Below are 23,865 nucleotides of genomic sequence, written 5' to 3' on the forward strand. Positions count from 1 at the left end.
GTTGTAACCACATCTAGTAGTGGCCGCTGAAGATCAACTGTGGGAGCGAGCTTGCTCGCGATAGGGCCAGCACATCCTCCACAGAACTCAGCGCACCACCGGCAAACTCGTCGTCGACTTGATCTCCGACAGCGCCACGATCGAATTCACTTCCTGGATCCCCGGCACCATCGACAGCTTTTCGAAAAAGAATCGCTCATACGCCTCGATGTCCGCCGTGACGATGCGCAGCAGAAAATCCACCGCCCCCATCAACACATAACACTCCAGCACTTCGGGGAAGCCGCGAATCGCCTCGGTGAACTCGGTGAAGTTCGAACGGCCATGGGCGTTGAGTTTCACTTCGGCGAAGATCTGCGTGTTGAGGCCGATTTTCTTGCGATCCAGCAAAGTCACCTGAGCACGGATGATGCCCTCCTCCTTCATCCGCTGGATCCGCCGCCAGCACGGCGATTGAGACAAGCCGACCTGCTCGGCGATTTGCGCACTGGACAGCGAGGCATCCTCTTGCAGCAGCGCCAGTATCCGGCGGTCGTAGCCATCCAGCTCACTTTGCATAAATAAACCCGTGATAAATGATCTGGAGAATCAAACGATTCGAAAAAACGCCATAACCACTCATCTTAGATAAGAAATACCCCGCGACACATGTAAATATTTCTCCCGCACTCCAGGAGACCATCCATGCCCCCGCTCGAAGCCGTTGCCACAACCACGACCCGCGCCGACGTCTGGCACGCCGCCAATGCCCATTGCCGAGTGCAGTACCAGATGCTGGCCGAGGCCGAACCGGATCTGCTGTGCCGGGCGTTGAACCTGTTTGCCTTGCAGGGCCTGACGCCACGGCACGTGCGCGTCGAGCGCCTCGACGATCTGCTCTCCCTGGACATCGGCCTGGACGGGCTGAGTTGGCACCGGGCCCAGGTGATCGCTGAAAAATTACGTAACCTGATCGGCATGTGCTCGGTGGACCTGCAAAGCGCTGAATTTACGAGGGTTGAGCCGACCCAAGCGGCCGGTTGAGCGCCCCACGGGCAAGACCTGGTAACGCATTGGTCGGGTAGTGGCCCAACGGACCACGGGGTCGGGACTATTCTTTTGCAGACCGAGCGAGGACGCCGAAGCGTCTGTATCGCGGCTTTGCTGCAATTGTCCAATAGGAACCCGCATGTCCACCAAACACGCCACTCAGGACCGCTGGCTGGACCTCAATGATCTGCTGCGCCAACTGGTCACCCAGGGTTTCATCAGCCAGGATTCAGCCGAAACCGCGCTCAACGCCCGCCGACGCCACAGCGCCAATAGCCAGCTGCATCCGCTGGAGTTCATTGCCAACCAGCACCTGGACGACCTCAGTCGACCCGGCAAGCGCCTGGACCTGGAGAACCTGACCCTGTGGCTGTCCCAGCAGGCCGGCCAACCCTACATGCGCATCGACCCGCTGAAAATCAACGTAGCGGCCGTGACGCCCTTGATGTCCTATGCCTTTGCCCAGCGCCACAAGATCCTCGCGGTAGCCGTCGATCGTGACGCCGTCACCGTTGCCAGCGCACAACCCTACGTCAGCAGCTGGGAAGCCGACCTGACCCACGTGCTCAAGCTGCCGATCAAGCGGGTGGTCGCCAACCCGGTGGATATCCAGCGCTTGAGCGTGGAGTTCTATCGCCTGGCCAAATCGGTCAGCGGCGCCACCACGACCGACCAGCAACCGAGCAACCTGAGCAATTTCGAACAGTTGCTCAACCTGGGGGCCAGCGACCAGGAACCGGACGCCAACGACGCTCACATCGTCAATATCGTCGACTGGCTGTTCCAGTACGCCTTCCAACAACGGGCCAGCGATATCCACATCGAACCGCGCCGCGAGCAGGGTACCGTACGGTTTCGCATCGACGGGGTGCTGCACACCGTCTATCAGTTCCCGCCGCAGGTCACGATGGCGATCGTCAGCCGCCTCAAGAGCCTGGGGCGGATGAACGTCGCGGAAAAACGCAAACCCCAGGACGGCCGGGTCAAGACCAAGACCCCGGACGGCGGCGAAGTGGAGTTGCGCCTGTCGACCTTGCCCACGGCATTCGGCGAGAAAATGGTCATGCGGATCTTCGACCCGGAAGTGCTGCTCAAGGATTTCGACCAGCTCGGCTTCTCCGCCGACGACCTGCGCCGCTGGCAGGACATGACCCGCCAGCCCAATGGCATCATCCTGGTGACCGGGCCTACCGGTTCCGGCAAGACCACCACCCTCTACACCACCCTCAAGAAACTGGCGACGCCGGAAGTGAACCTCTGCACCATCGAGGACCCAATTGAAATGGTCGAGGCCTCCTTCAACCAGATGCAGGTCCAGCACAACATCGACCTGACCTTCGCCGCCGGGGTACGGGCACTGATGCGGCAAGACCCGGACATCATCATGATCGGTGAGATCCGTGACCTGGAAACCGCTGAAATGGCGATCCAGGCGGCGCTGACCGGGCACCTGGTGCTGTCGACGCTGCACACCAACGACGCGCCGAGCGCCATCAGCCGCCTGCTGGAGCTGGGTGTGCCCCATTATCTGATCAAGGCCACCGTGCTCGGGGTCATGGCCCAGCGGCTGGTGCGCACCCTGTGCCCGCAATGCAAGGCCCCGCTGGCCCTGGACGAAGACGACTGGCAGACCCTGACGCGCCCCTGGCAGGCACCGTTGCCAAGCAATGCCCAACAGGCCGTCGGCTGCCTGGAGTGCCGCGACACCGGTTACCGCGGCCGCGCCGGTGTCTACGAAATCATGCAACTGACCGACAGCGTCAAGGCCTTGATCCACCCCGACACCGACCTGCTGGCGGTGCGCCGCCAGGCCTTCAAGGAAGGCATGCGCAGCCTGCGGCTGTCGGGGGCGCAAAAGGTGGCGGCGGGCTTGACCACGGTCGAGGAAGTGCTGCGGGTGACGCCGCAAAGCGAGCAGAAGTAGGAACTGTCTGGCTCAGGGGCAGAAAGATCCCACAAACAAAGCGGAACGGACCATAGCGAAGATACTGGCCGCGTGCCCTACACTCAGGGCTCGCAGGTCCATCTCAATTCGCACAGGGAACCGTCATGCAGATCGGTAGCGTACTTTTACTTTTCATCGGCCTCGTGGTCGCCATTCTCTTCATGGGCTTCAAGGTCGTGCCCCAGGGCTACCAATGGACCGTCGAGCGGTTCGGGCGCTACACCAACACCCTCAAGCCCGGCCTGAACATCATCATCCCGGTGATGGATCGCATCGGGCGCAAGATCAATGTCATGGAAAGCGTACTGGACATCCCGCCCCAGGAAGTGATTACCGCCGACAACGCCACGGTACAGATCGACGCCGTGTGCTTCTTCCAGGTGGTCAATACGGCCCAGGCAGCCTACGAGGTCAATAACCTCGAACACGCCATCCGCAACCTGCTGCAAACCAATATCCGCACCGTGCTGGGGTCCATGGAGCTGGACGCGATGCTGAGCCAGCGCGACGGCATCAACGAAAAACTGCTGCGCACTGTCGATGAAGCCACGGCGCCGTGGGGCATCAAGATCACCCGGATCGAGATCAAGGACATCAGCCCCCCGGCGGACCTGATGGCCGCCATGTCGGGGCAAATGAAAGCCGAACGTATCAAGCGTGCCCAGATCCTCGAAGCCGAGGGCCTGCGCGCATCGGCGATTCTCACCGCCGAAGGCAAGAAGCAGGCGCAGATCCTCGAGGCCGAGGGCAGCCGCCAGGCGGCGTTCCTGGAATCCGAGGCCCGCGAGCGCCAGGCGCAAGCCGAAGCATTGGCCACCCAAGTGGTGTCCCAGGCCATTGCCGACGGTAACGTCCAGGCCGTGAACTACTTCGTCGCACAGAAATACATCGATGCACTGGGCAAACTGGCGTCAGCCAACAACAGCAAGGTGATCCTGATGCCGCTGGAAGCCAGCCAGGTCATCGGTGCGGTCGGTGGCATCGGCGAGATCGTCAGGGCCACCTTTGACAGCAAGAAAGCCTGAGGCGCGCGTATGTGGGGGTTCCTGCAACACATGTCGTACTGGGACTGGCTGGCGCTGGGCGTCATCCTGCTGATCCTTGAAGTGTTCGGCGCCGGTGGTTACCTGCTGTGGATCGGCATGGCCGCCGCGGCAGTCGGCGTGCTCACGTTCTTCCTGCCGCAGATGCCGTGGGAATTGCAGTTCCTGTTGTTCGGCCTGTTCGCCATCGCCACGGCACTGTACTGGTGGCGACGCCAGCGCAGCGCCGTGCGCCAAAGCGATCAGCCGCACCTGAACCTGCGCGGGCAGGAACTGATCGGCAAGGTCTTCCTGGTGCATGAAGCGATTGTCGATGGCCGTGGCAAGATCAAGGTGGCCGACAGTGTCTGGCTGGCCAAGGGGCCCGAATCGTCCGTTGGCACGCGGGTCAGGGTGGTGGCGCAGGAGGGGGCGGTGCTGCAGGTGGAACGGGCTGACTGACAAGTCATGGAACTGAATCGAGACGCAGGTAATCCAACGTCATAGTTAACCCAGTGGAGTCACCTATCATGCGTCTCAAACTTGCTGTCGCTACCGTAGCCTTGCTGTCTCTTCCTGTCGGCTCGGCAATGGCCGACACGTTTTGGCGTAACGTCATCTCGTCCGGTGCGACCACCGGTTCCACCTACCTGACCTTCAAGGATCACAAACTGATCGTCGCCGCCCAAGACGATGCCGGCAGCTTCGTCGCCAGTGATGGCGGTATCCGTGGTCCTTACCTGGAAGCGGCGATGCAAAAAGTGCGTGCCGACAACCCAGGCCTGCAAGCCACCGACATGGAACTGGCCAACGCGATCCTGGCGAAAAACGCCGTCGCCCAGGACTGATGCCCGGCCTATAAAAAATGCCGCTCCATTGAGCGGCATTTTTTTGTCCGGCGAACATCCCGAGGCTACCCCCTGTGGAAGCGAGCTTGCTCGCGAAGGCGTCAGCCCAGACAACCCGTGGATTGGCTTGAAGCTGATCGTCCCCACGCTCTGCGTGGGGATGCATCCCGTGACGCTCTGCGTCACATTTCAGAAGCGGAACGCGGAGCGTCCCTGGCGGCATTCCCACGCAGGAGCGTGGGAACGATCGATCCACCGCTATCGCGAGCAAGCTCGCTCCCACAGGTGCAGTCGTCCTTATTCGCCGATGGCAGCCTTGTAGCCTGCCGCATCAAGCAACTTGTCCAAATCAGCTGTGTTGCTCGGCTTGAGCTTGAAGATCCAGGCACCGTAAGGATTGGAGTTGAGCAACTCCGGCGCGCCACTCAGCTCGTCGTTGATCGCGATCACTTCACCCGCAATCGGGGAATAGATATCGGAAGCGGCTTTGACCGACTCCACCACGCCGGCCTGGTCATTTTCGGCAAAAACCTTACCGACTTCAGTCAGCTCGACAAAGACCACGTCGCCCAAGGCTTCCTGCGCATGATCGCTGATGCCCACGGTGACGGTACCGTCAGCCTCCAGACGTGCCCACTCATGGCTTTCGGCGAAACGCAGTTCGGCAGGGATATCACTCATATTCTGTGTCCTCAATAGAAAGTGTCAGCGGCCAGCGGCCCGCCGCAAAAGGTTAGATCAGGGTTTTGCCATGGCGGACGAAGGTCGGTTTGACCACCCGTACCGGGTACCACTTACCACGAATTTCTACCTCGGCACGGTCGGCGGTTGCCATCGGAACACGTGCCAGGGCGATCGACTTGCTAAGCGTAGGAGAAAAACTACCACTGGTGATCTCCCCTTCGCCAACATTGGCGATGCGAACCACCTGGTGGGCGCGCAAAACACCCCGTTCTTCCAGCACCAGCCCGACCAGTTTGTGCTGCACACCGCTGGCAAGCTCGGTCTCCAGCGCGCTGCGCCCGATGAACTGACGGCTCGCCGGTTCCCAGGCGATACTCCAGGCCATGTTCGAGGCCAGCGGGGAAACATCCTGGTGGATATCCTGGCCGTAGAGGTTCATGCCGGCCTCCAGGCGCAAGGTATCGCGGGCGCCTAGGCCAATGGGCGAAATACCAGCGCCGACCAGGTCATTGAAGAAACTCGGGGCCTCCTGGGCGGGCAGGACGATTTCCAGGCCATCTTCGCCGGTGTAGCCGGTCCGGGCGATGAACCATTCGCCGTCGGCGCGCCCTTCGAAAGGCTTGAGTTGCTGGATGATTTGCCCACGGGATTGTGTGACCAGCTCGGCAATCTTCTGCCGGGCGTGAGGGCCCTGGATCGCCAGCATCGCCAGCTCGGGGCGCTCATGCAGTTGCGCGTCATAGTCACCGAGCTGTGCCTGCATCCAGGCCAGGTCCTGATCGCGGGTCGAGGCGTTGAAGACCAGGCGATAACCATCTTCGACACGGTAGATGATCATGTCGTCGACGATGCCGCCGCGCTCATTGAGCATCGCGCTGTACAAGGCACTGCCTGTGTCTTGCAAGCGGTCGACGTCATTGGCCAGCAAGCGCTGCAGCCAAACCTTGGCCTGGGGGCCGGCGACGTCGATCACGGTCATGTGGGATACATCGAACACACCGCAGTCGCGACGCACCTGATGGTGTTCTTCGACCTGCGAGCCGTAATGCAAAGGCATATCCCAACCGCCAAAATCGACCATCTTCGCGCCAAGGGCGAGATGAAGGTCATACAGAGGCGTACGCTGTCCCATGGGTTTCTCCTTCCGGGCTTGGCGAAGGTGCGGACGGGCACTGCGTAGCGCGAACGTCTGAAAAAAGGAGTTTTCTGACGTTCTCAGTTGCCCGGTCCGACAGACGGACCGCACCGAATGCCGCGCATTGTAGCCGCATGAGGTAGGACTGGCACCTAGCTGTTTCGATGGGCCGAACGTCGTATCAATCCGATGACCGGCAACAGCCCCACCAATACCAACGTCAGCGCCGGTAGCGCGGCCCGGGCCCACTCCCCTTCGCTGGTCATCTCGAAGATCCGCACCGCCAGCGTGTCCCAGCCGAACGGGCGCATCAGCAGCGTCGCGGGCATTTCCTTGAGCACATCGACGAACACCAGCAACGCGGCGCTCAAGGTGCCGGGCAACAGCAACGGCAGATACACTTTGAAAAACAGTCGGGGCCCACTGACCCCAAGGCTGCGTGCCGCTTCGGGCAAGGACGGACGAATGCGCGCCAGGCTGCTCTCCAACGGGCCGTAGGCCACGGCCAGGAAACGCACCAGATACGCCAGCAACAGCGCCGACAGGCTGCCCAGCAACAACGGCTTGCCGGCACCGCCGAGCCAGGTCGACAGCGGGATGACCAGCTCACGGTCCAGGTAGCTGAACGCAAGCATGATCGATACCGCCAGCACCGAACCGGGCAAGGCATACCCCAGGTTCGCCAAGCCGACGCCGGCACGAATCGGACGGGTCGGCGCCAACCGCCGGGCGAACGCCAGCAGCAAGGCCACACAGACGGTGACCAGCGCCGCCAGGCCGCCCAGGTAGAGGGTGTGGACGATCAGCCCGGCATAACGCTCATCCAGGTCGAAACGACCGCGTTGCCAGAACCACACCACCAACTGCAGCACCGGGATGACAAACGCGCAGGCAAATACCAGGAAGCACCAGCCACTGGCCGCCACGGCCTTGAGGCCGCGCAACGTATACAACGCCTTGACCCGGGGCCGCTCGTTGCCGGCCCGGTGAGCGCCGCGGGCCCGGCGTTCGCCGTAGAGCACCAGCATCACCGCCAGCAACAGCAGGCTGGCCAGTTGGGCGGCGCTGGAGAGGCTGAAGAAGCCGTACCAGGTCTTGTAGATGGCGGTGGTGAAGGTGTCGAAGTTGAACACCGACACCGCGCCGAAATCCGCCAGGGTTTCCATCAGCGCCAGCGCCACGCCCGCACCGATGGCTGGCCTGGCCATCGGCAGCGCCACACGCCAGAACGCCTGCCATGGCGACTGCCCCAGCACCCGGGCAGCTTCCATCAAACCCTTGCCCTGGGCCAGGAAGGCACTGCGCGCCAACAGGTAGACGTAAGGATAAAAGACCAGCACCAACACGAGAATCACCCCGCCGGTGGAGCGAACCCGGGGCAGGCGCAGGCCACTGCCGAACCACTCACGCATCAGCGTCTGCACGGGGCCGGCAAAATCCAGCAGGCCAACGAAGACAAACGCCAACACGTAGGCCGGAATCGCGAACGGCAGCATCAATGCCCAATCGAGCCAGCGACGTCCCGGGAATTCACACAGACTGGTGAGCCAGGCGAGACTGACACCCAGCAAGGTCACTCCGACACCCACGCCAAGGATCAAGGTGAGGGTATTGCCCAACAAGCGCGGCATCTGTGTATCCCATAAGTGGGACCAGATTTGCTGGTCGATGCTCTGCCAGGACAGCAGCAAGACACTCAAGGGCAACAGGACCAGCGCAGCAATGGCGAAGACCAGGGGGTACCAGCGGCGTTGGGCGGGGTGGGCCAAGGGGAGCTCTCGTTTAAATGATGATGCCCGCACATTGGCGCGGGCACCTATTTTATAACCCGCCGCATGAAAACCTGTGGCGAGGGGATTTATCCCCGCTGGCTTGCGGAGCAAGCCCAATTACAGACAGTTCAATCCGTCTGACACGCCGCGCTCTCCGCTTGGGGGCTGCTTCGCAACCCAGCGGGGATAAATCCCCTCGCCACAAGGAATAGTGTCTGACTGGGGGTTAATTCCAGCCAGCGCGATCCATCATGCGAATGGCTTCGGCCTGGCGTTTACCCGCGACTTCAACCGGCAAGGTATCGGCCTTGAACGCCCCCCAGGCCGCCACTTCCTTGGACGGCTCGACCTTCGGGTTGGCCGGGAATTCCTGGTTCACGTCGGCGAAGATGCTTTGCGCTTGCGGCGTGGTCATCCACTCCACCAGTTTCTTGGCGGCATCCGGATGCGGCGCATGCTTGGTCAAGCCAATGCCCGAGAGGTTGATGTGCACGCCACGATCAGCCTGGTTCGGCCAGAACAGCTTCACCTTCAGGTCCGGCTTCTGCTGGTGCAGGCGGCCATAGTAGTAGGTGTTGACGATACCGACATCGCACTGGCCAGCATTGATCGCCTCAAGCAATGCGGTGTCATCGGAGAACACGTCGGTGGACAGGTTCCTGACCCAACCCTTGAGGATTTCTTCGGTTTTTTCCGCACCGTGGGTTTCGATCAGCGTGGCGGTCAGGGACTGGTTATAGACCTTTTTCGAGGTCCTCAGGCACAGACGGCCTTCCCACTCCTTGCCGGCCAGCGCTTCATAGGTGGTCAATTCACCCGGTTTAACCCGGTCGGTGGAATAGGCAATGGTCCGCGCCCGCAGGCTCAAGCCGGTCCAGGCGTGGGACGAGGCGCGGTATTGGGACGGGATGTTGGCGTCGATCACCGGGGAGGTGAACGGCTGGAGAATGCCCATCTGCTCGGCCTGCCAGAGGTTACCGGCATCGACGGTGAGCAGCAGGTCGGCGGTGGCGTTCTCGCCTTCGGCCTTGATCCGCTGCATCAACGGCGCTTCCTTGTCGGTAATGAACTTCACCGGGACGCCGGTTTTCTTGGTGTAGGCATCAAAGACCGGCTTGATCAGTTCATCGATACGCGAGGAGTAGACCACCACCTCATCGGCGGCCTGGGCGGCAGTGGTGCCGATCAGGGTCAAGGCGAGGACGGACAGCAGGCGCTTGGTTGCCAACATGGTAGCGGTCTCTGGATGGTGAAAGAGGCGCAAATGATAAGGACTCACATTTGGCTTCTCAATCTAACAGTGGGTGGACACATTTCCAAATGTTGCACAGATGGATTGAGGTGGCTGTGCCGGCCTCATCGCGAGCAAGCTCGCTCCCACATTTGATCCGGTGACGACTGTGGGAGCGAGGCTTGCCCGCGATGAAGCCATAAGCCCCAACCCACATCTCAGGCCTTGGCCAAATCCGGCAAATCCCCACTCAACCCCAGCGCCTCGCGCACGAACAAGGCCTTGGCCTCAGGCAGGCGGTCCACCAGCTTCAGCCCGGTGTTGCGCAACCAGCGCACCGGCAGCGGATCGGCCTGGAACAACCGCTCGAAGCCCTCCATCGCCGCCATCAGCGCCAGGTTGTGGGGCATGCGTCGGCGCTCGTAGCGGCTCAGCACCTTCACGTCCGCCAACCGCTCGCCACGGCCGGCCGCGTGCAACAGCACTTCGGCCAGCACGGCAGCGTCGAGGAAACCCAGGTTCACCCCCTGCCCGGCCAACGGATGGATGGTATGGGCCGCGTCGCCGATCAACGCCAGCCCTTCGGCCACGTAGCGCTTGGCATGTCGCTGGCGCAGCGGCACGCACAGGCGCGGGTCGGCGCTCAGTACCGGGCCAAGCTGGCCTTCGAAGGCACGCTCCAGTTCGTTGCAAAATTCGCTGTCATCGAGCGCCATCAAGCGCTGCGCGTCTTCGGGGGTGGTGGACCAGACAATCGAGCACCAGTCGTGCTGGCCGTCACGCTCAAGGGGCAGGAACGCCAACGGGCCGTTGTCGGTGAAACGCTGCCATGCCGTCATCCGATGCGACCGGGTGCTGCGCACGCTGGTGACGATGGCGTGGTGCAGGTAATCCCATTCGCGCGTCGCCACGCCGGTGAGGCGGCGCACAGCGGAATTCGCGCCGTCGGCGGCAATGACCAGGGGTGCCCGCAACGTGCGGCCATCGGCCAGGGTCAGCAGCCAGTCGTCACCGGAACGACGCATCTGTTCCAGACGGGCGTTGGCCAACAGGCCCAGGTCGCAGTCATGCAGTCGGTCCAGCAGGGCATCCTGCACCACGCGATTTTCAACGATGTGCCCAAGCGTCTCGGCATGCAGGCTGGCCGCGGAAAAATGGATCTGCCCGGTGCCACTGCCGTCCCAGACGTGCATGTCGGTGTAAGGGCTGGCCCGCCGGGTGGTGATGCCCTCCCAGACGCCCAGGCGATCAAGGATCCGCTGGCTGGCCGTCGACAAGGCACTGACCCGGGGCTCGAACGCGGCCTGGGGATCGAAGGGCTTGACGCTCATCGGACTGCCGTCGAGCAACAACACTTGCAGGCCACTGTCCTGCAACGCCAGCGCCAGGGCGCTGCCGACCATACCCGCGCCGACAATCAGCAGATCTGCACGCAATTCCATGCTCTAAGCCTGTTTTGCGGGCGACATCAGCCGCCCATGAAAAGAAATGACCACCCCAGCCTCAAGCATCGGGACGCGTCCCCAGCCCCATGGCCTGGCGGGCGAACCAGCGCTTGGCCGGCGGCAGCAGGTCGAGGCCCAGCAAGCCGAGGTTCCGGCCCAGGGACACCAGCGGCAGGCTGCTGCCGAACAGCCGCGTGACCTGGTCGGAGAAGCCCACGGTCAGGGCCTGGTCCATGCGCTGGCTCTCGCGGTAGGCCTGCAACACGGCAAAATCCCCCGGCGCGCGATCGCTGTCGAGCAAGGCATCGGCCAGGGCCTGGGCATCGCGCAGGGACAGGTTGAACCCCTGCCCGGCAATCGGATGCAGGCTGTGGGCGGCATTGCCCAGGATCGCCAGGTGCGGACGGACCTGCTCTTCGGCTTCCACCAGCGCCAACGGGTACAGGTGCCGTACACCCACCTGCTTCAGCGTCCCCAGGCGATAACCGAACACACCCTGCAATTCGGCGAGGAAGCTGCGCTCGTCGAGGGCCGCCAACCGTTGCGCGTCCATGCCCTGGCGGGTCCAGACCAGCGCGCAACGATTCTCCGGCAGCGGCAACAAGGCCATCGGGCCGTCATCGGTGAAGCGCTCGAAGGCCATGCCATTGTGGGCTTCGCTGGGGGTGATGTTGGCGATCAAGGCGCTCTGGTCATAGGGACGACTGCGCACCCCGACGCCCAACTGCTCGCGCAGGCTGGAGCGACCGCCATCGGCCAGAACGGCAAGGTCGCACTCCAGGGTGGTTTCGTCGTCGAGGGTCAGGCGATAACCGCCGACCAATGGCTCCATACGCGTAACCTGCGCCGGGCAGCGCCAACTGACCACCTCCGGGTCCAGGCCTTGCCACAGGCACTGGCCGAGCCAGGCGTTTTCCACCACGTAGCCCAGGGCCGGCACGCCCTCTTCCATGGCCGACAGCCGCGCCGTGGAAAACCGTCCGCGATCGGACACATGGATCTGCTTGATTGGTTCGGCGCGACGGGAAATCTCCTGCCAGACACCCAAACGTTGATAAATCTGCCGGGCACCGTAGGACAATGCCGAAGACCGGGCATCGTAGCTTGGCTGCCAGGCGTCGCCGGGGGCGAAGGGCTCGATCAGGATGATCCTCCAGCCCCGGGCCTTGGCACCGGCCTGCAGGGCCAGCGCCAGGCTCGCGCCGACCAGGCCACCGCCGATGATCGCCAGATTGACCCGGCTCATGCCGCTTGCGTCCGGGCGGCGGCCATCAGGGCCTCGATGTCGGCGACCGTTTTCGGCACGCCTCGGCTCAGGATTTCACAACCGGTTTTGGTCACTACCACGTCATCCTCGATGCGCACGCCAATGCCGCGCCATTTTTTCGCGACGCTGCGGTTGTCCGGGCTGATATAGATGCCCGGCTCCACCGTCAGCGTCATGCCGATTTCCAGGACCCGCCACTCGCCGCCAACCCGGTATTCACCCACATCATGCACGTCCATGCCCAGCCAATGGCCGGCGCGGTGCATGTAGAACGCCCGGTAGGCCTCGCTGGCAATCAACTCGTCCACCTCGCCCTCCAGCAGCCCCAGGTGCACCAACCCTTCGGTAATGACCCGGACCGTCGCTTCGTGGGCCTGGTTCCAGTGTTTGTCCGGTGCGATCTGGGCAAACGCAGCTTCCTGGGCGGCCAGCACCACTTCGTAGACCGCTTTCTGCTCGGGCGAAAACTTGCCGCTGACCGGCCAGGTACGGGTGATGTCGCTGGCGTAGCAGTCGATTTCACAGCCGGCATCGATCAACACCAGGTCGCCGTCCTTTAGCAGCGCATCGTTCTGCTGGTAGTGCAGGATGCAGCTGTTGCGCCCCGCCGCGACGATCGAGCCATAGGCCGGCATTTTCGCCCCACCCTTGCGGAATTCATAATCGAGCTCGGCCTCCAGGCTGAACTCATGCAAACCCGGGCGCGCCGCCTGCATCGCCCGGATGTGCGCCTGGGCGGAGATCCGCGCCGCTTCGCGCATGACCTTCAGTTCCGCCGCCGATTTATACAGGCGCATATCGTGCAGCAAGTGATCCAGGGCAACGAATTCGTTCGGCGGCTGGGCGCCGAGGTGAGCCTTGGAGCGAATCACGTTGATCCACTCCATCAGGTGCCGGTCGAATTCAGGGTTGCTGCCCATGGCCGAATACACCCGGTCGCGGCCTTCGATCAGGCCCGGCAGAATGTCGTCGATGTCGGTAATGGGAAACGCGTCGTCGGCACCGTAGTCACGGATCGCCCCTTCCTGGCCGGCGCGCAGGCCGTCCCACAACTCACGTTCGGCGTTGCGCTCACGACAAAAGAGGATGTATTCGCCATGGGCGCGGCCGGGCATCAGCACCAGCACCGCTTGCGGCTCGGGAAAGCCGCTGAGGTACTGGAAGTCACTGTCCTGGCGATAGACATGCTCGACGTCGCGGTTGCGGATCGCAACGGCGGCGGCGGGCAGGATTGCGATGCTGTTGGGTTCCATCTGCGCCATCAGGGCCTTGCGGCGACGGCTGTATTCCGATTTCGGGATATGAATCATGGGCAGACGGGGTCCCTCTGGAATTTAATGCAAGGACGGCTTGGGGGCCGCAGCATCGGTTTTCTTGGTCTCGGTGAACAGTAGCAATGGTGCGACCCGCAGGTACTCCATCACTTCCATGTAGTCGCTTTCGCCGTCATCGGACTCTTCCAGGGCATCCTGGACCTGGGAGATCGCGGCCAAGTCCTGCAGCACTTCCTTGGCCTCTTCGCTCAGCGCGTATTCGCGGCGGGTCAGGCCGAAGCCAGCGAGGAAGCCCTGGCACCACTGGCCCAGCGCCGCGGCGCGTTCGACCAAGGGGGCGTCGTCAGTGGGCAGCAGCAGGACGACGGTCATGTCATCGCTGGTCAATTCGCCCTTGACCATTTCCTGCAGGCCGATCAGCGCGTTACGGACGTTGTCCGCCGGCTCGCCTTCCAGCAGCTCGGCGGCGTCGGCCAACCAGCCGTCGGCATCGAAACCGGCACCGGCGCAACTGCGGCCAAGCAACAGGCCATGCAGTTCGGCAGGCGAGACAGGATGACCGCTGGTGCTCAGCAGGGTGGCGAATGCTTGATACGGGGAATTCTGAATGGGCATGGGCAGCTAGGCGCCAGACGGCGCTATGTCTAGAATGGAGGCCTTGTATCCTACATCGACAGACTCGCCAAGACTATCAGAGGCTGTGCGACCCACATCCCTCCATCAGACACATTCTTCAGTGGACACAATGGAAGACACCGACCTGCAAGCGCTGATGGCCAGACTCGAACTGCTAATTGACCGGGTCGAGCAACTTAAGAGCCAAAACGGACTCCTACTAGCTCAGGAAAAAACCTGGCGCGAGGAACGCGCGCACCTCATTGAAAAAAACGAAATCGCCCGGCGTAAGGTCGAATCGATGATTTCGCGCCTCAAGGCCCTGGAGCAAGACTCATGAGTTCAAGCAATAGCGTTACCGTGCAGATCCTCGACAAAGAATATTCGATCATCTGCCCCCAGGAAGAGCGCAGCAACCTGGTGAGCGCCGCCCGTTACCTGGACGGCAAGATGCGCGAGATCCGCAGCAGCGGCAAAGTCATCGGCGCCGACCGCATCGCCGTGATGGCCGCCTTGAACATCACCCACGACCTGCTGCATCGCCAGGATACGCCGGACGTACAGGTCAGTGGCTCGACCCGTGAGCAGGTACGCGACCTGCTCGATCGGGTGGATCTGGTGCTCGCCACCGATCCAGACGTCAGCAAGGGCTGATTCGCGAGGCTGCCTGGGGTATACTCGCCTCACTCCCTGGGGTGCTTGCCAGTTGGTGATGTCCCTGAGCCGATACGCACAACCACGGGGGTTGCACGTTGGGGCCGGTGTGCATGTCCGCTTGACGGAAAGCCTTAACGCCTCCTGCAACTTCCACCTTGAACTTTCGGGTTCAAGGGCTAAGCCGACAGCGGTTCATCCGGGGAGCCTGACTCCAGACAATGCCAGTCCATGCGGACTGGCATTGTCGTTTCCGGGCGCAGGCATTTCTGAGCGTCCTGTTTTGCGGTTACGCTGTGCGCCATCGCCACTGCGTGAAGCCTCGACATGACTGAACCCGCGCCGCTGCCCCGCCCGCAACTTCGCCGCCTGCTGCGCCAGGCCCGTCGCGCCCTGACGCCCGCCCAGCAACGGCAAGCGGCCCGCGGACTGTACAAACAACTGGCCCAGCATCCGTTGTTCCGCCGCGCGAAGCACATCGCCCTGTACCTACCCAACGATGGCGAGATCGACCCGCGCCTGCTGCTGCGCGCGGCCCAGCGCCGGGGCAAGGCCACCTATCTGCCGGTGCTCAGCCCGTGGCCGCAGACCAAGATGGTGTTCCAGCGCATCCACCCCGGCGAAAAAATGCAGCCCAACCGGTTTCGCATCCCCGAGCCACGCAAGAACATCGCCCGGCAACGCAAGGTCTGGACGTTGGACCTGGTGTTGTTGCCATTGGTGGGGTTTGACGATGCGGGAGGTCGACTGGGCATGGGCGGCGGCTTTTACGACCGCAGCCTGGCGTACCTGGCGCGACGCAAGCAGTGGCGCAAGCCAACGCTGTTGGGGCTAGCCCATGAATGCCAGAAGGTCGAACGATTGGCGCAGGCAAGCTGGGACGTGCCGCTGCAGGGAACGGTCAGCGACAGGCAATGGTATATCGCGGGGTTGACGCCGCAGTAATCGGCGGCGCCTGGAAAGCAGGTTCAGCGTTTGAGCGTTGGCGCGGGCTGGGTGATATCCACCGGCGCCTCGGTCTTGTTGGTCCACAGGCTCTGGGCGTAACCCGTGGTCACGACACCCAGTCCGAACAGAATGACCAAGATCCACAACAAATCCGGTTTGCGTTTCATCGATTGCCCCCCTCAAGGCATATCACACACGATGACAGCAGCGGTTTTCTTATTGGCCGTGCAGCAGCGTCAAGCTTGGAAGGCCGGCATTTTGCGGCAAGCTGCAGCGACACGCAAATGCTGGCGTCAACCGACTGTCGGTTTGTCATAAAATCGTCGAACTATTTTGATAACCACCGCCCAGGAGAAAAAATCATGGCCTATTGGCTGATGAAGTCCGAGCCTGACGAACTGTCCATCCTGGGCCTGGAAAAGCTCGGCCAGGCCCGCTGGGACGGCGTTCGCAACTACCAGGCGCGCAATTTCCTGCGGGCCATGGCGGTGGGTGACACGTTCTTTTTCTACCACTCCAGTTGCCCCGAGCCAGGCATCGCCGGGATTGGCAAAATCATCCAGGCGGCCTATCCCGACCCTACGGCCCTGGACCCGGACAGCCATTATTTCGACCCCAAGGCCGGCCCGGATAAAAACCCCTGGGCCGCAATCGACGTGGCGCATGTCGAGACCTTCCCCCGCGTCCTCAAGCTCGACTACCTCAAGCAACAGGCCGCCCTGGCCGAGATGCCCCTGGTGCAGAAAGGCTCGCGCTTGTCGGTGATGCCGGTGACCGCCGAGCAGTGGGCGGCAGTGATTGCCCTGCGCTGAACATCCATGTATTGATGGATATCAAGCTGGGGCGGTAGAAGATCCAGCAAACTGGACGCTATAGCCGCAGGATGCCGGACATGTCGACGCCCCCTCATACCTCTCGTTTCTTCGCCCTCGCCCTGCTGGCCGTCTTGTTGGCCGCCGGCGGGTTCGGCTACTGGAAGTCCCGACATGACCGTTTGCCGGAAGGCCTGAGCATGGGCAACGGCCGCCTCGAGGCCACCGAAGTCCAGATCGCCAGCAAGACCCCCGGTCGCCTGGCCGAAGTGCTTGCCAATGAGGGCGACAAGGTCGTCAAAGGCCAGTTACTGGCGCGCATGGACACCCGAACCCTGGAAGCCCAGCGTAACCAGGCCGAAGCCGAAGTACTGCGGGCCCGGGAAAACCTCGCAGCCACCGAGGCCAATGTCCATCTGCGCCAGAGCGAACAATTGCTCGCCCACCAGGAACTCCAGCGGACCCGGGAACTGTTCAAGCGTGGTTTTGCCAGCGGCCAGGTCATCGACCAACAGCAGGCCCGCATGGACACTGCCAACGCCGCGGTCAATGCGGCCCGGGCCCAGGTATCGGCGGCAAACGCCGCTATCGGCGCGACCCTCGCCCAGGTGGCGCAACTGACCAGCGAAATCGACGACAGCCGCTTGCGCGCGCCCATCGACGGCGTGATCCAACTGCGCCTGGCCGAGCCGGGCGAAGTGCTGGGTGCTGGCGGACGGGTGCTGCTGATGATCGATCCGAACGACCAGTACATGAACCTCTACCTGCCGGCCTCCGTGGCCGGGAAACTGGCGGTAGGCGACGAAGCACGAGTGCTGCTCGACGCCCTGCCCGAGCGACCGCTGCCGGCCACGATCAGCTTCGTCGCGGCAAAATCCCAGTTCACCCCCAAGGAAGTCGAAACCCGTGACGAACGCCAGAAGCTGGTGTTCCGCGTCAAGGTACGCCTGACCCGGCCCGGCGAGGTGCCCCAGGCCAAACCCGGCATGCCGGGTGCCGGCTACCTGCGCATCGCCCCCATCGACTGGCCGGCCAACCTGCAATGAGCACCGGTGGCGAACCGGCGCTGCGTGCCTCGGGCCTCAAGCACCGCTACGGCGCCCATGTCGCCTTGGACGACATCGCTTTCCATCTGCCCGCCGGCACTCGCTGCGGCCTGATCGGCCCGGACGGGGCCGGCAAGTCGAGCCTGCTGGGATTGATTGCCGGAGTGAAAAAACTCCAGCACGGCGAACTGGACGTACTGGGTGCATCGATCGAGGACCGGCATCATCGCAACACGCTCTACCGACGTATCGCCTTCATGCCTCAAGGACTGGGGGGCAACCTTTATCCTGATCTGTCGATACGCGAGAACATCCGGTTTTTCGGCACGCTGTTCGGACTATCGCGGGCGGAATGCGAACAACGCATGGGCACGCTGCTGCTGGCGACCGACCTGCAGCGTTTTGCCGACCGCCCGGCGGGCAAGTTGTCCGGTGGCATGAAACAGAAGCTCGGCCTGTGTTGCGCCCTGATCCACGAGCCGGACCTGCTGATTCTCGACGAACCCACCACTGGCGTGGACCCGCTGTCGCGGCGACGCTTCTGGGAACTGATAGAAGACGTGCGCCGCCAACGACCGCAACTGACCCTGCTGGTCGCCACGGCCTACATGGAAGAAGCCGAACAATTCGAGCATTGCCTGATGCTCGATAACGGTCGCTTGATCGCCCAGGGATTGAGCGCGGACCTGGCCGTTGTCACGCCAGACGGCAAGCTCGACTCGGCTTTCACCCATTTCCAGGGCGACAGCGGCCACGACGCCGAGCCGCTGACGATCCCACCCAGGGGCGAAAGCACCGCCGACATCGCCATCGAAGCCCATGACCTCACCTTGCGCTTCGGTGATTTCACTGCGGTCGATCACGTCAGCTTCGCGATTGGTCGTGGTGAGATTTTCGGTTTCCTGGGCTCCAACGGTTGCGGCAAGACCACCACCATGAAAGTGCTGACCGGGCTGATGCCTGCCAGTGAAGGCAGCGCACGCCTGCTGGGCAATCCGGTCAACGCCAAGGACCTCGCCACTCGCAAACGGGTGGGTTTCATGTCCCAGAGTTTCTCGCTGTACGGCGAGCTGAGCGTGCGCCAGAACCTGACCTTGCACGCGAAACTGTTCGACCTGCCCAAGACCGAAAGCACCAGCCGCATCGAAGACTTGATCCAACGTTTCAAGTTGCAGGAGCTCGCCGACCAGCCTTCCGGGGCATTGCCCCTGGGCCTGCGCCAGCGTTTGTCCCTGGCGGTGGCAGTGCTGCATCGCCCGGAAGTGCTGATCCTCGACGAACCGACCTCCGGCGTCGATCCCGCCGCCCGGGATGACTTCTGGCGCCTGCTGATCGAGTTGTCTCGCGAACAGGGCGTGACGATTTTCCTCTCCACGCACTTCATGAACGAAGCCCAGCGCTGCGACCGTATTTCGCTGATGCACGCCGGCAAGGTCCTGGCCTGCGACACGCCAGCGGCCCTGCAGGCGCAGTTCAACGGCCAGACCCTGGAAGCCGCGTTCGTCACCTGCCTGGAACAGGCCCAGGGCGAGGCGCAGCAAGACTCCACCCCCGTGGCCCTCGACCAGGCCGACACCCCACGGGACCGGCACGGCCTCAGCCTCGGTCGCCTGTTGGCCGTCGCCAGCCGGGAAGGCAAGGAACTGCTGCGGGACAAAGTGCGAATGGCATTCGCCCTGCTCGGTGCCTTGTTCATGATGGTGATCTTCGGCTACGGCATCTCCCTGGACGTGGAAAAGCTCGCTTTCGCCGTGTTCGACCAGGATCAGAGCCCCCAAAGTCGCACCTACCTGGAAGCTTTTCGCAGCTCGCGCTATTTCGAGGAGCAACCGGCTATCCGCGACGCCAACGAACTGCATCGGCGCCTGCAACGCTCGGAAATCAAGCTGGCCCTGGAAATACCGCCCGGTTTCGGTCGCGACCTGTACGCCGGCCGGCAACCCACCGTCGGCGCCTGGCTGGACGGCGGCATGCCGTTCCGCGCCGAGACCAGTCGCAACTACGTCGAGGCCGTGCACCTGGCCAACCTCGAACAATGGGCCGAACAGAGCAGCCCGGCGCGCCCCCCGCACACCGCGGCCAAGCTGGAAACCCGGTTTCGCTACAACCAGGACGTGGTCAGTGTGAATGCCATCGGACCGGGGGTCATGGCACTGATCCTCGCGTTCATTCCCGCCATGTTGACGGCCCTGGGCATCGTGCGGGAGAAGGAACTGGGCTCGATCACCAACTTCTACGCCACACCGCTGACCCGCCTGGAGTTCCTGTTGGGCAAACAAGCCCCCTACCTGGTCATCAGCCTGGTCAACCTGGCCCTGCTGACGGCCATGAATCGCTGGCTGTTCGGCGTGCCGTTCAAGGGCAGCGGCCTGACGCTGGCACTGGGCGGCCTGCTCTACGTGCTGGCGACCACCAGCATGGGCTTGTTGATCTCGGCGTTCACCCGCACCCAGATCGCAGCGATCCTCGGCACCATGATCATCACCAGCCTGCCGACCATCCAGTTCTCCGGGCTGATCGTGCCGCGCTCGTCCCTGGAAGGCGCAGCATCGGTGATGGGCCAACTGTTCCCCGCCGGCCATTTCCTGGACATCGCCGTCGGCACCTTCACCAAGGCCCTGGATCTGCGCCAGCTATGGCCGCAATGCCTGGCGTTGTTCGGGTTCTTCCTGGGGTTCACCGGGCTCAGCCTGGTCATGCTGAAGAAGCAGGAGGCCTGATGCGCACCCTTTCACACATCTGGCGCCTGGGCCTCAAGGAACTGACCAGCTTGCGGTACGACTCGGTCCTGCTGCTGTTTTTGGCTTACGCCTTCACCGTGGCGATCTATATGCCGGCCGCAGGCTCGGTGATTGGCGTTCACAACGCCAGCGTGGCGGTGGTGGATGAAGACCAGAGCCTCCTCTCGCGCCAACTGGCCCAGGCCCTGCAACCACCGGAGTTCCAGACCCCGATGGCACTGCCCTATGCCGAACTGGACAAGGTCATGGACAGTGGCCGCTACACCTTCGTGATCAACGTGCCCGCCAACTTCCAGGCCGACCTGCTTGCCGGACGCGAACCGGCGTTACAACTGAACGTCGATGCCACGGCCATGAGCCAGGCGTTCATGGGGGCCGGCTACATCGGACGGATTTTCCAACAGCAGTTGCTGACCTACAGCGGCCAGGCGCAAGCGAGCGAGCAAACGCCCATCAGGCTGACCACCCGTGCGCTGTTCAACACCAACCTTGAGGGGGGATGGTTTCTGGCGGTGATCCAGATCGTCAACAACATCACAATCCTGGCCATCATCCTGACGGGAACCGCACTGCTGCGCGAGCGCGAGCACGGCACCCTCGATCATCTGTTGGTGCTGCCACTGACGGCCCTGGAAATCATGCTGGCGAAAATCTGGAGCAACATGCTGGTGGTCGTGCTGTGCACCTGGGCGTCGCTGGAAATCATCGTCAAGTTCGCCCTGGGCGTGCCGCTCGCCGGCTCCATGCTGCTGTTCCTGCTGGTGACGGCGCTCTACCTGTTCGCCAGTACCGCCCTGGGTATCTTTCTCGCCACCCTGGCGCGCTCGACGCCGCAGTTCGGCTTGCTGTCGATCCCGGTGATCATCCCGATGCTGCTGTTGTCTGGCGGCAGCACTCCGCTGGACAGCATGCCGCAATGGTTGCAATGGGTGATGCAAGGCTCGCCGTCGACCCATTTCGTCAGCCTCAGCGCGGCGATCCTGTTCCGTGACGCAGGGGTTGGCGTGGTCTGGCCGGACCTGTTGGCACTGGCGGCCATCGGGCTGTCGTTCTTCGCTATCGCCCTGGGGCGGTTCCGTAAAAGCCTGGCCTCTTGATAGAAAAGCCTCGGGCAGGCCCTGGAAACCCAGGCCCTGCCCGAGGCTGGGTGCCGGCGCTTATTGAATGATCAGGTTGTTGAACAACAGATCGTCCACCATCGGCTTGCCGGTCTCGTCGTTCATGACCTGCTGGGTCTGCTTCAAGGCTTCCTGGCGCAGCTTTTCCTTGGCTTCGAGGTTGTTCATCGTCTCGGTGGTCTGCTGGGCGAACAACGCCACCAATTGGTTACGAATCAGCGGCTCGTTGGCCTTGACCGCCGCAGCGGCGGCGTCACCGGTCACGCGCAGGGCCACATCGGCCTTGTAGACCTTCAGCTTCGCCGTGCCATCCAAGCCATAGTTGCCCACGAATGGCGGGCTGAGGGTGATGTAACTGACTTTCGGTGCCTCGCCCTCTTTCGCTTCCTTGGCCTCTTCGGCCATTGCCGCCACAGGCAACGACAGGGCCAGCATCAACATGATCCGCGCTTTCACAATTGACTCCTCATCCGGTTTGCGGCCCAGCATACCGCCCCACCGTTCAAGCACAAGCTTATGGCCGGCTATCAGGGCGGGGCATGCTCGTTGACCCGTTGTCTCTCACACCTACACTTATCGGCCATCACTCCCAAAGGAATAGCCCTGATGAAAGCCGTGCTGTGCAAAGAATTCGGCCCCGCCGAATCGCTGGTGCTGGAAGACGTCGCCAGCCCCGTCGCCAAGAAGAACGAAGTGCTGCTGGACGTGCACGCCGCCGGGGTGAATTTCCCTGACACGCTGATCATCGAGGGCAAATATCAATTCAAGCCCCCCTTCCCGTTTTCCCCCGGAGGCGAAGCGGCGGGCGTGGTCAGCGAGGTGGGTGAGAAGGTCAGCCACTTGAAGGTCGGCGACCGGGTGATGGCGCTGACCGGCTGGGGCAGCTTTGCCGAACAAGTGGCGGTGCCGGGCTACAACGTGTTGCCGATTCCCGCGTCCATGGACTTCAACACCGCCGCCGCCTTCAGCATGACGTATGGCACCTCGATGCACGCCCTCAAGCAACGGGCCAACCTGCAACCCGGCGAAACCTTGCTGGTGCTCGGTGCCTCCGGTGGCGTTGGCCTGGCGGCCGTGGAAATCGGCAAGGCCATGGGCGCCCGGGTCATCGCCGCCGCCAGCAGCGCGGAAAAACTTGCCGTGGCCAAGGCAGCCGGCGCCGACGAACTGATCAACTACAGCGAAACCAGCCTGAAGGATGAAATCAAGCGCCTCACCGACGGCCAAGGCGCCGATGTGATCTACGACCCGGTGGGTGGCGACCTGTTCGACCAGGCCATCCGCGCCATCGCCTGGAACGGCCGGCTGCTGGTGGTGGGCTTTGCCAGCGGGCGCATTCCCGAACTGCCGGTGAACCTGGCCCTGCTCAAGGGCGCCGCCGTGGTGGGCGTATTCTGGGGCTCCTTCGCCCAACGCCAACCCCAGGACAACGCCGCCAACTTCCAGCAATTGTTCGGCTGGTTCGCCGAGGGCAAGCTCAAGCCGCTGGTGTCGCAGGTGTACCCGCTGAGCAACGCGGCACAAGCCATCAATGATCTTGGCCAACGCAAGGCGGTGGGTAAGGTGGTTGTGCAGGTGCGTTGAAACCAAGCGGACAGAAAGGCCAGAACCACTGATGAGGTGGTTCTGGCTTTTTCTTTCTTATTACCCTGCACTGGAATTCTCAGCAACCGTCAATAAATACCGATTTGGCGGTAGATATATACCGCACCCTCGCCGAAAAAATACGCAAACCTTCTTCGCACACAACAGCACCCCATAGCAGCGGGGAGCCATTCAGTTACGGACAAGCCGACATGGATAAGTCATATGTGCGATGCGAATACTTATTTAGGACCTCACAAACAATTGGGGCCTGGCTCATACGAGATAGGTCCTTTATCGATCAAAGGTAAAAATTCCACCGAGGTATATTTCCAAGGCGCTTGGGGTCCGTACGAGGGGCCTCCTAGGTTCTGTACGAAATCCCGAGAAACCCAATTGCCGCCCCTCAAACGCTGAGATTTTGTAGAGTCCTCCGCCATCGACGGAAAGGAATTCTGTGATGGCAAAGCGTTACGAACTCTCGGATGAGGCCTGGGGTGTGGTCTCCGACCTCTTCATCGAAACTCATGGCCGAGGGCGGCCGCGCCTGAGCGACCGCCTGATGCTCGATGGTGTGCTCTGGGTGCTTTGCTCAGGTGCTGCGTGGCGAGACATGCCGGAGCGCTTCGGCCCATGGTCAACGGTGTATCAACGGTTTCGCGGCTGGCGAAATCAGGGAACGTTCGATCAGATGC

The 23,865-nt window shown here is 62.5% G+C and carries 25 protein-coding genes and 1 other RNA gene; 15 read left to right on the plus strand and 11 right to left on the minus strand.

The annotated features are described in order from the left end of the window. Positions 1-87: 87 nt before the first annotated feature. A complete protein-coding gene (locus tag BM317_RS14440) occupies positions 88-558 on the minus strand; it encodes an Lrp/AsnC family transcriptional regulator (RefSeq protein WP_060743113.1) in 471 nt (156 codons plus the stop codon). Positions 559-684: 126 nt separating this feature from the next. Between BM317_RS14440 and BM317_RS14445 the strand changes: the two genes are divergently transcribed. The 5 genes from BM317_RS14445 to BM317_RS14465 all read left to right on the plus strand — a co-directional run bounded on the left by BM317_RS14445 (position 685) and on the right by BM317_RS14465 (position 4,844). Beyond that, positions 685-1,023, plus strand: a complete 339-nt coding sequence (locus tag BM317_RS14445) for a hypothetical protein (RefSeq protein ID WP_060740145.1) — start codon at positions 685-687, stop codon at positions 1,021-1,023. A gap of 145 nt (positions 1,024-1,168) precedes the next feature. Continuing rightward, positions 1,169-2,953 (plus strand): type IV pilus assembly ATPase TfpB, encoded by a 1,785-nt coding sequence (locus BM317_RS14450; protein ID WP_092474734.1) that lies wholly within the window; start codon positions 1,169-1,171, stop codon positions 2,951-2,953. Between the two features lie 125 nt (positions 2,954-3,078). Continuing rightward, positions 3,079-3,999, plus strand: coding sequence for an SPFH domain-containing protein (locus BM317_RS14455; RefSeq protein ID WP_014340768.1), 921 nt, complete (start codon positions 3,079-3,081; stop codon positions 3,997-3,999). 9 nt (positions 4,000-4,008) lie between these two features. Next, entirely contained in the window at positions 4,009-4,458 is a 450-nt protein-coding gene (locus BM317_RS14460) for an NfeD family protein (protein WP_092170557.1), read from the plus strand. A gap of 65 nt (positions 4,459-4,523) precedes the next feature. Beyond that, positions 4,524-4,844 (plus strand): DUF2388 domain-containing protein, encoded by a 321-nt coding sequence (locus BM317_RS14465; protein ID WP_170847613.1) that lies wholly within the window; start codon positions 4,524-4,526, stop codon positions 4,842-4,844. Positions 4,845-5,141: 297 nt separating this feature from the next. Here BM317_RS14465 and gcvH read toward each other — a convergent pair whose 3' ends face one another. The 8 genes from gcvH to BM317_RS14505 form a co-directional block, all read right to left on the minus strand. Next, positions 5,142-5,525: a glycine cleavage system protein GcvH gene (gene gcvH / locus BM317_RS14470; RefSeq protein WP_092170549.1), complete on the minus strand. Its 384-nt coding sequence runs from the start codon at positions 5,523-5,525 to the stop codon at positions 5,142-5,144. A 52-nt stretch (positions 5,526-5,577) separates the two neighbouring features. Then, positions 5,578-6,660 (minus strand): glycine cleavage system aminomethyltransferase GcvT, encoded by a 1,083-nt coding sequence (gcvT, locus tag BM317_RS14475; RefSeq protein ID WP_060740140.1) that lies wholly within the window; start codon positions 6,658-6,660, stop codon positions 5,578-5,580. A gap of 155 nt (positions 6,661-6,815) precedes the next feature. Continuing rightward, the gene (locus tag BM317_RS14480) at positions 6,816-8,432 is read right to left on the minus strand and encodes an ABC transporter permease (protein WP_092170540.1); all 1,617 of its coding nucleotides are present in this window, start codon (positions 8,430-8,432) and stop codon (positions 6,816-6,818) included. Between the two features lie 229 nt (positions 8,433-8,661). Next, positions 8,662-9,666 (minus strand): extracellular solute-binding protein, encoded by a 1,005-nt coding sequence (locus BM317_RS14485; RefSeq protein ID WP_092170535.1) that lies wholly within the window; start codon positions 9,664-9,666, stop codon positions 8,662-8,664. Positions 9,667-9,884: 218 nt separating this feature from the next. Further along, on the minus strand, positions 9,885-11,102 hold the full coding sequence (locus BM317_RS14490; protein ID WP_170842334.1) for a 2-octaprenyl-3-methyl-6-methoxy-1,4-benzoquinol hydroxylase: 1,218 nt from the start codon (positions 11,100-11,102) through the stop codon (positions 9,885-9,887). Positions 11,103-11,169: 67 nt separating this feature from the next. Next, positions 11,170-12,357 (minus strand): 2-octaprenyl-6-methoxyphenyl hydroxylase, encoded by a 1,188-nt coding sequence (gene ubiH, locus BM317_RS14495; RefSeq protein WP_092170527.1) that lies wholly within the window; start codon positions 12,355-12,357, stop codon positions 11,170-11,172. Continuing rightward, positions 12,354-13,688 carry a Xaa-Pro aminopeptidase gene (gene pepP, locus BM317_RS14500; protein ID WP_092474737.1) on the minus strand — a complete coding sequence of 445 codons (1,335 nt, stop codon included), beginning with the start codon at positions 13,686-13,688 and terminating at the stop codon, positions 12,354-12,356. Before pepP ends, ubiH begins: the two co-directional genes overlap by 4 nt. A gap of 24 nt (positions 13,689-13,712) precedes the next feature. Beyond that, on the minus strand, positions 13,713-14,267 hold the full coding sequence (locus tag BM317_RS14505; RefSeq protein ID WP_092170518.1) for a YecA/YgfB family protein: 555 nt from the start codon (positions 14,265-14,267) through the stop codon (positions 13,713-13,715). Positions 14,268-14,397: 130 nt separating this feature from the next. On the opposite strand from BM317_RS14505, the gene BM317_RS14510 reads away from it, so the two are divergent. From BM317_RS14510 to BM317_RS14525, 4 genes are all read left to right on the plus strand, one after another. Beyond that, on the plus strand, positions 14,398-14,607 hold the full coding sequence (locus BM317_RS14510) for a TIGR02449 family protein (RefSeq protein WP_003177365.1): 210 nt from the start codon (positions 14,398-14,400) through the stop codon (positions 14,605-14,607). Further along, entirely contained in the window at positions 14,604-14,921 is a 318-nt protein-coding gene (locus BM317_RS14515) for a cell division protein ZapA (protein WP_039590276.1), read from the plus strand. Before BM317_RS14510 ends, BM317_RS14515 begins: the two co-directional genes overlap by 4 nt. 30 nt (positions 14,922-14,951) lie before the next feature. Further along, positions 14,952-15,131, plus strand: a non-coding RNA gene (gene ssrS, locus BM317_RS14520) — 6S RNA. 117 nt (positions 15,132-15,248) lie between these two features. Further along, positions 15,249-15,866 (plus strand): 5-formyltetrahydrofolate cyclo-ligase, encoded by a 618-nt coding sequence (locus BM317_RS14525; protein ID WP_092170514.1) that lies wholly within the window; start codon positions 15,249-15,251, stop codon positions 15,864-15,866. Positions 15,867-15,889: 23 nt separating this feature from the next. Here BM317_RS14525 and BM317_RS30710 read toward each other — a convergent pair whose 3' ends face one another. After that, the gene (locus BM317_RS30710; protein WP_092170509.1) at positions 15,890-16,036 is read right to left on the minus strand and encodes a hypothetical protein; all 147 of its coding nucleotides are present in this window, start codon (positions 16,034-16,036) and stop codon (positions 15,890-15,892) included. A 195-nt stretch (positions 16,037-16,231) separates the two neighbouring features. Between BM317_RS30710 and BM317_RS14535 the strand changes: the two genes are divergently transcribed. From BM317_RS14535 to BM317_RS14550, 4 genes are all read left to right on the plus strand, one after another. Beyond that, on the plus strand, positions 16,232-16,681 hold the full coding sequence (locus tag BM317_RS14535) for an EVE domain-containing protein (RefSeq protein WP_092474740.1): 450 nt from the start codon (positions 16,232-16,234) through the stop codon (positions 16,679-16,681). 80 nt (positions 16,682-16,761) lie between these two features. Continuing rightward, complete coding sequence (locus tag BM317_RS14540; RefSeq protein ID WP_060740131.1) at positions 16,762-17,727, plus strand: HlyD family secretion protein; 966 nt, start codon at positions 16,762-16,764, stop codon at positions 17,725-17,727. After that, positions 17,724-20,447, plus strand: a complete 2,724-nt coding sequence (gene rbbA / locus BM317_RS14545; RefSeq protein WP_092474744.1) for a ribosome-associated ATPase/putative transporter RbbA — start codon at positions 17,724-17,726, stop codon at positions 20,445-20,447. Before BM317_RS14540 ends, rbbA begins: the two co-directional genes overlap by 4 nt. Next, positions 20,447-21,565 (plus strand): ABC transporter permease, encoded by a 1,119-nt coding sequence (locus BM317_RS14550; RefSeq protein WP_060740129.1) that lies wholly within the window; start codon positions 20,447-20,449, stop codon positions 21,563-21,565. The genes rbbA and BM317_RS14550 overlap by 1 nt, the downstream gene beginning before the upstream one ends. A 60-nt stretch (positions 21,566-21,625) precedes the next feature. Here the strand turns inward: BM317_RS14550 and BM317_RS14555 are convergent, their stop codons facing one another. Beyond that, positions 21,626-22,042: a flagellar basal body-associated protein FliL gene (locus BM317_RS14555; protein WP_060743112.1), complete on the minus strand. Its 417-nt coding sequence runs from the start codon at positions 22,040-22,042 to the stop codon at positions 21,626-21,628. A 150-nt stretch (positions 22,043-22,192) separates the two neighbouring features. Here BM317_RS14555 and BM317_RS14560 point away from each other — a divergent pair, with 150 nt between their 5' ends. Together BM317_RS14560 and BM317_RS14565 are read left to right on the plus strand one after the other, a co-directional pair. Next, entirely contained in the window at positions 22,193-23,170 is a 978-nt protein-coding gene (locus BM317_RS14560) for an NADPH:quinone oxidoreductase family protein (protein WP_092474748.1), read from the plus strand. Positions 23,171-23,630: 460 nt separating this feature from the next. Next, a partial coding sequence (locus tag BM317_RS14565; RefSeq protein WP_139236032.1) for a transposase occupies positions 23,631-23,865 on the plus strand: 235 nt, incomplete at its 3' end.

It is taken from the genome of Pseudomonas sp. NFACC24-1 (genome assembly GCF_900115235.1).
GTDB classification, from domain to species: Bacteria; Pseudomonadota; Gammaproteobacteria; order Pseudomonadales; family Pseudomonadaceae; genus Aquipseudomonas; species Aquipseudomonas fluorescens_AA.

Coding starts and splice junctions, on each gene's coding strand:
- pepP (WP_092474737.1), bottom strand. CDS start 13,688: ATGATTCATATCCCGAAATCGGAATACAGCCGTCGCCGCAAGGCCCTG.
- BM317_RS14485 (WP_092170535.1), bottom strand. CDS start 9,666: ATGTTGGCAACCAAGCGCCTGCTGTCCGTCCTCGCCTTGACCCTGATC.
- gcvH (WP_092170549.1), bottom strand. CDS start 5,525: ATGAGTGATATCCCTGCCGAACTGCGTTTCGCCGAAAGCCATGAGTGG.
- BM317_RS14505 (WP_092170518.1), bottom strand. CDS start 14,267: ATGCCCATTCAGAATTCCCCGTATCAAGCATTCGCCACCCTGCTGAGC.
- BM317_RS14450 (WP_092474734.1), top strand. CDS start 1,169: ATGTCCACCAAACACGCCACTCAGGACCGCTGGCTGGACCTCAATGAT.
- BM317_RS14455 (WP_014340768.1), top strand. CDS start 3,079: ATGCAGATCGGTAGCGTACTTTTACTTTTCATCGGCCTCGTGGTCGCC.
- BM317_RS14525 (WP_092170514.1), top strand. CDS start 15,249: ATGACTGAACCCGCGCCGCTGCCCCGCCCGCAACTTCGCCGCCTGCTG.
- BM317_RS14445 (WP_060740145.1), top strand. CDS start 685: ATGCCCCCGCTCGAAGCCGTTGCCACAACCACGACCCGCGCCGACGTC.
- BM317_RS14515 (WP_039590276.1), top strand. CDS start 14,604: ATGAGTTCAAGCAATAGCGTTACCGTGCAGATCCTCGACAAAGAATAT.
- gcvT (WP_060740140.1), bottom strand. CDS start 6,660: ATGGGACAGCGTACGCCTCTGTATGACCTTCATCTCGCCCTTGGCGCG.
- BM317_RS14540 (WP_060740131.1), top strand. CDS start 16,762: ATGTCGACGCCCCCTCATACCTCTCGTTTCTTCGCCCTCGCCCTGCTG.
- BM317_RS30710 (WP_092170509.1), bottom strand. CDS start 16,036: ATGAAACGCAAACCGGATTTGTTGTGGATCTTGGTCATTCTGTTCGGA.
- BM317_RS14510 (WP_003177365.1), top strand. CDS start 14,398: ATGGAAGACACCGACCTGCAAGCGCTGATGGCCAGACTCGAACTGCTA.
- BM317_RS14560 (WP_092474748.1), top strand. CDS start 22,193: ATGAAAGCCGTGCTGTGCAAAGAATTCGGCCCCGCCGAATCGCTGGTG.
- BM317_RS14460 (WP_092170557.1), top strand. CDS start 4,009: ATGTGGGGGTTCCTGCAACACATGTCGTACTGGGACTGGCTGGCGCTG.
- BM317_RS14535 (WP_092474740.1), top strand. CDS start 16,232: ATGGCCTATTGGCTGATGAAGTCCGAGCCTGACGAACTGTCCATCCTG.
- rbbA (WP_092474744.1), top strand. CDS start 17,724: ATGAGCACCGGTGGCGAACCGGCGCTGCGTGCCTCGGGCCTCAAGCAC.
- BM317_RS14440 (WP_060743113.1), bottom strand. CDS start 558: ATGCAAAGTGAGCTGGATGGCTACGACCGCCGGATACTGGCGCTGCTG.
- BM317_RS14550 (WP_060740129.1), top strand. CDS start 20,447: ATGCGCACCCTTTCACACATCTGGCGCCTGGGCCTCAAGGAACTGACC.
- ubiH (WP_092170527.1), bottom strand. CDS start 12,357: ATGAGCCGGGTCAATCTGGCGATCATCGGCGGTGGCCTGGTCGGCGCG.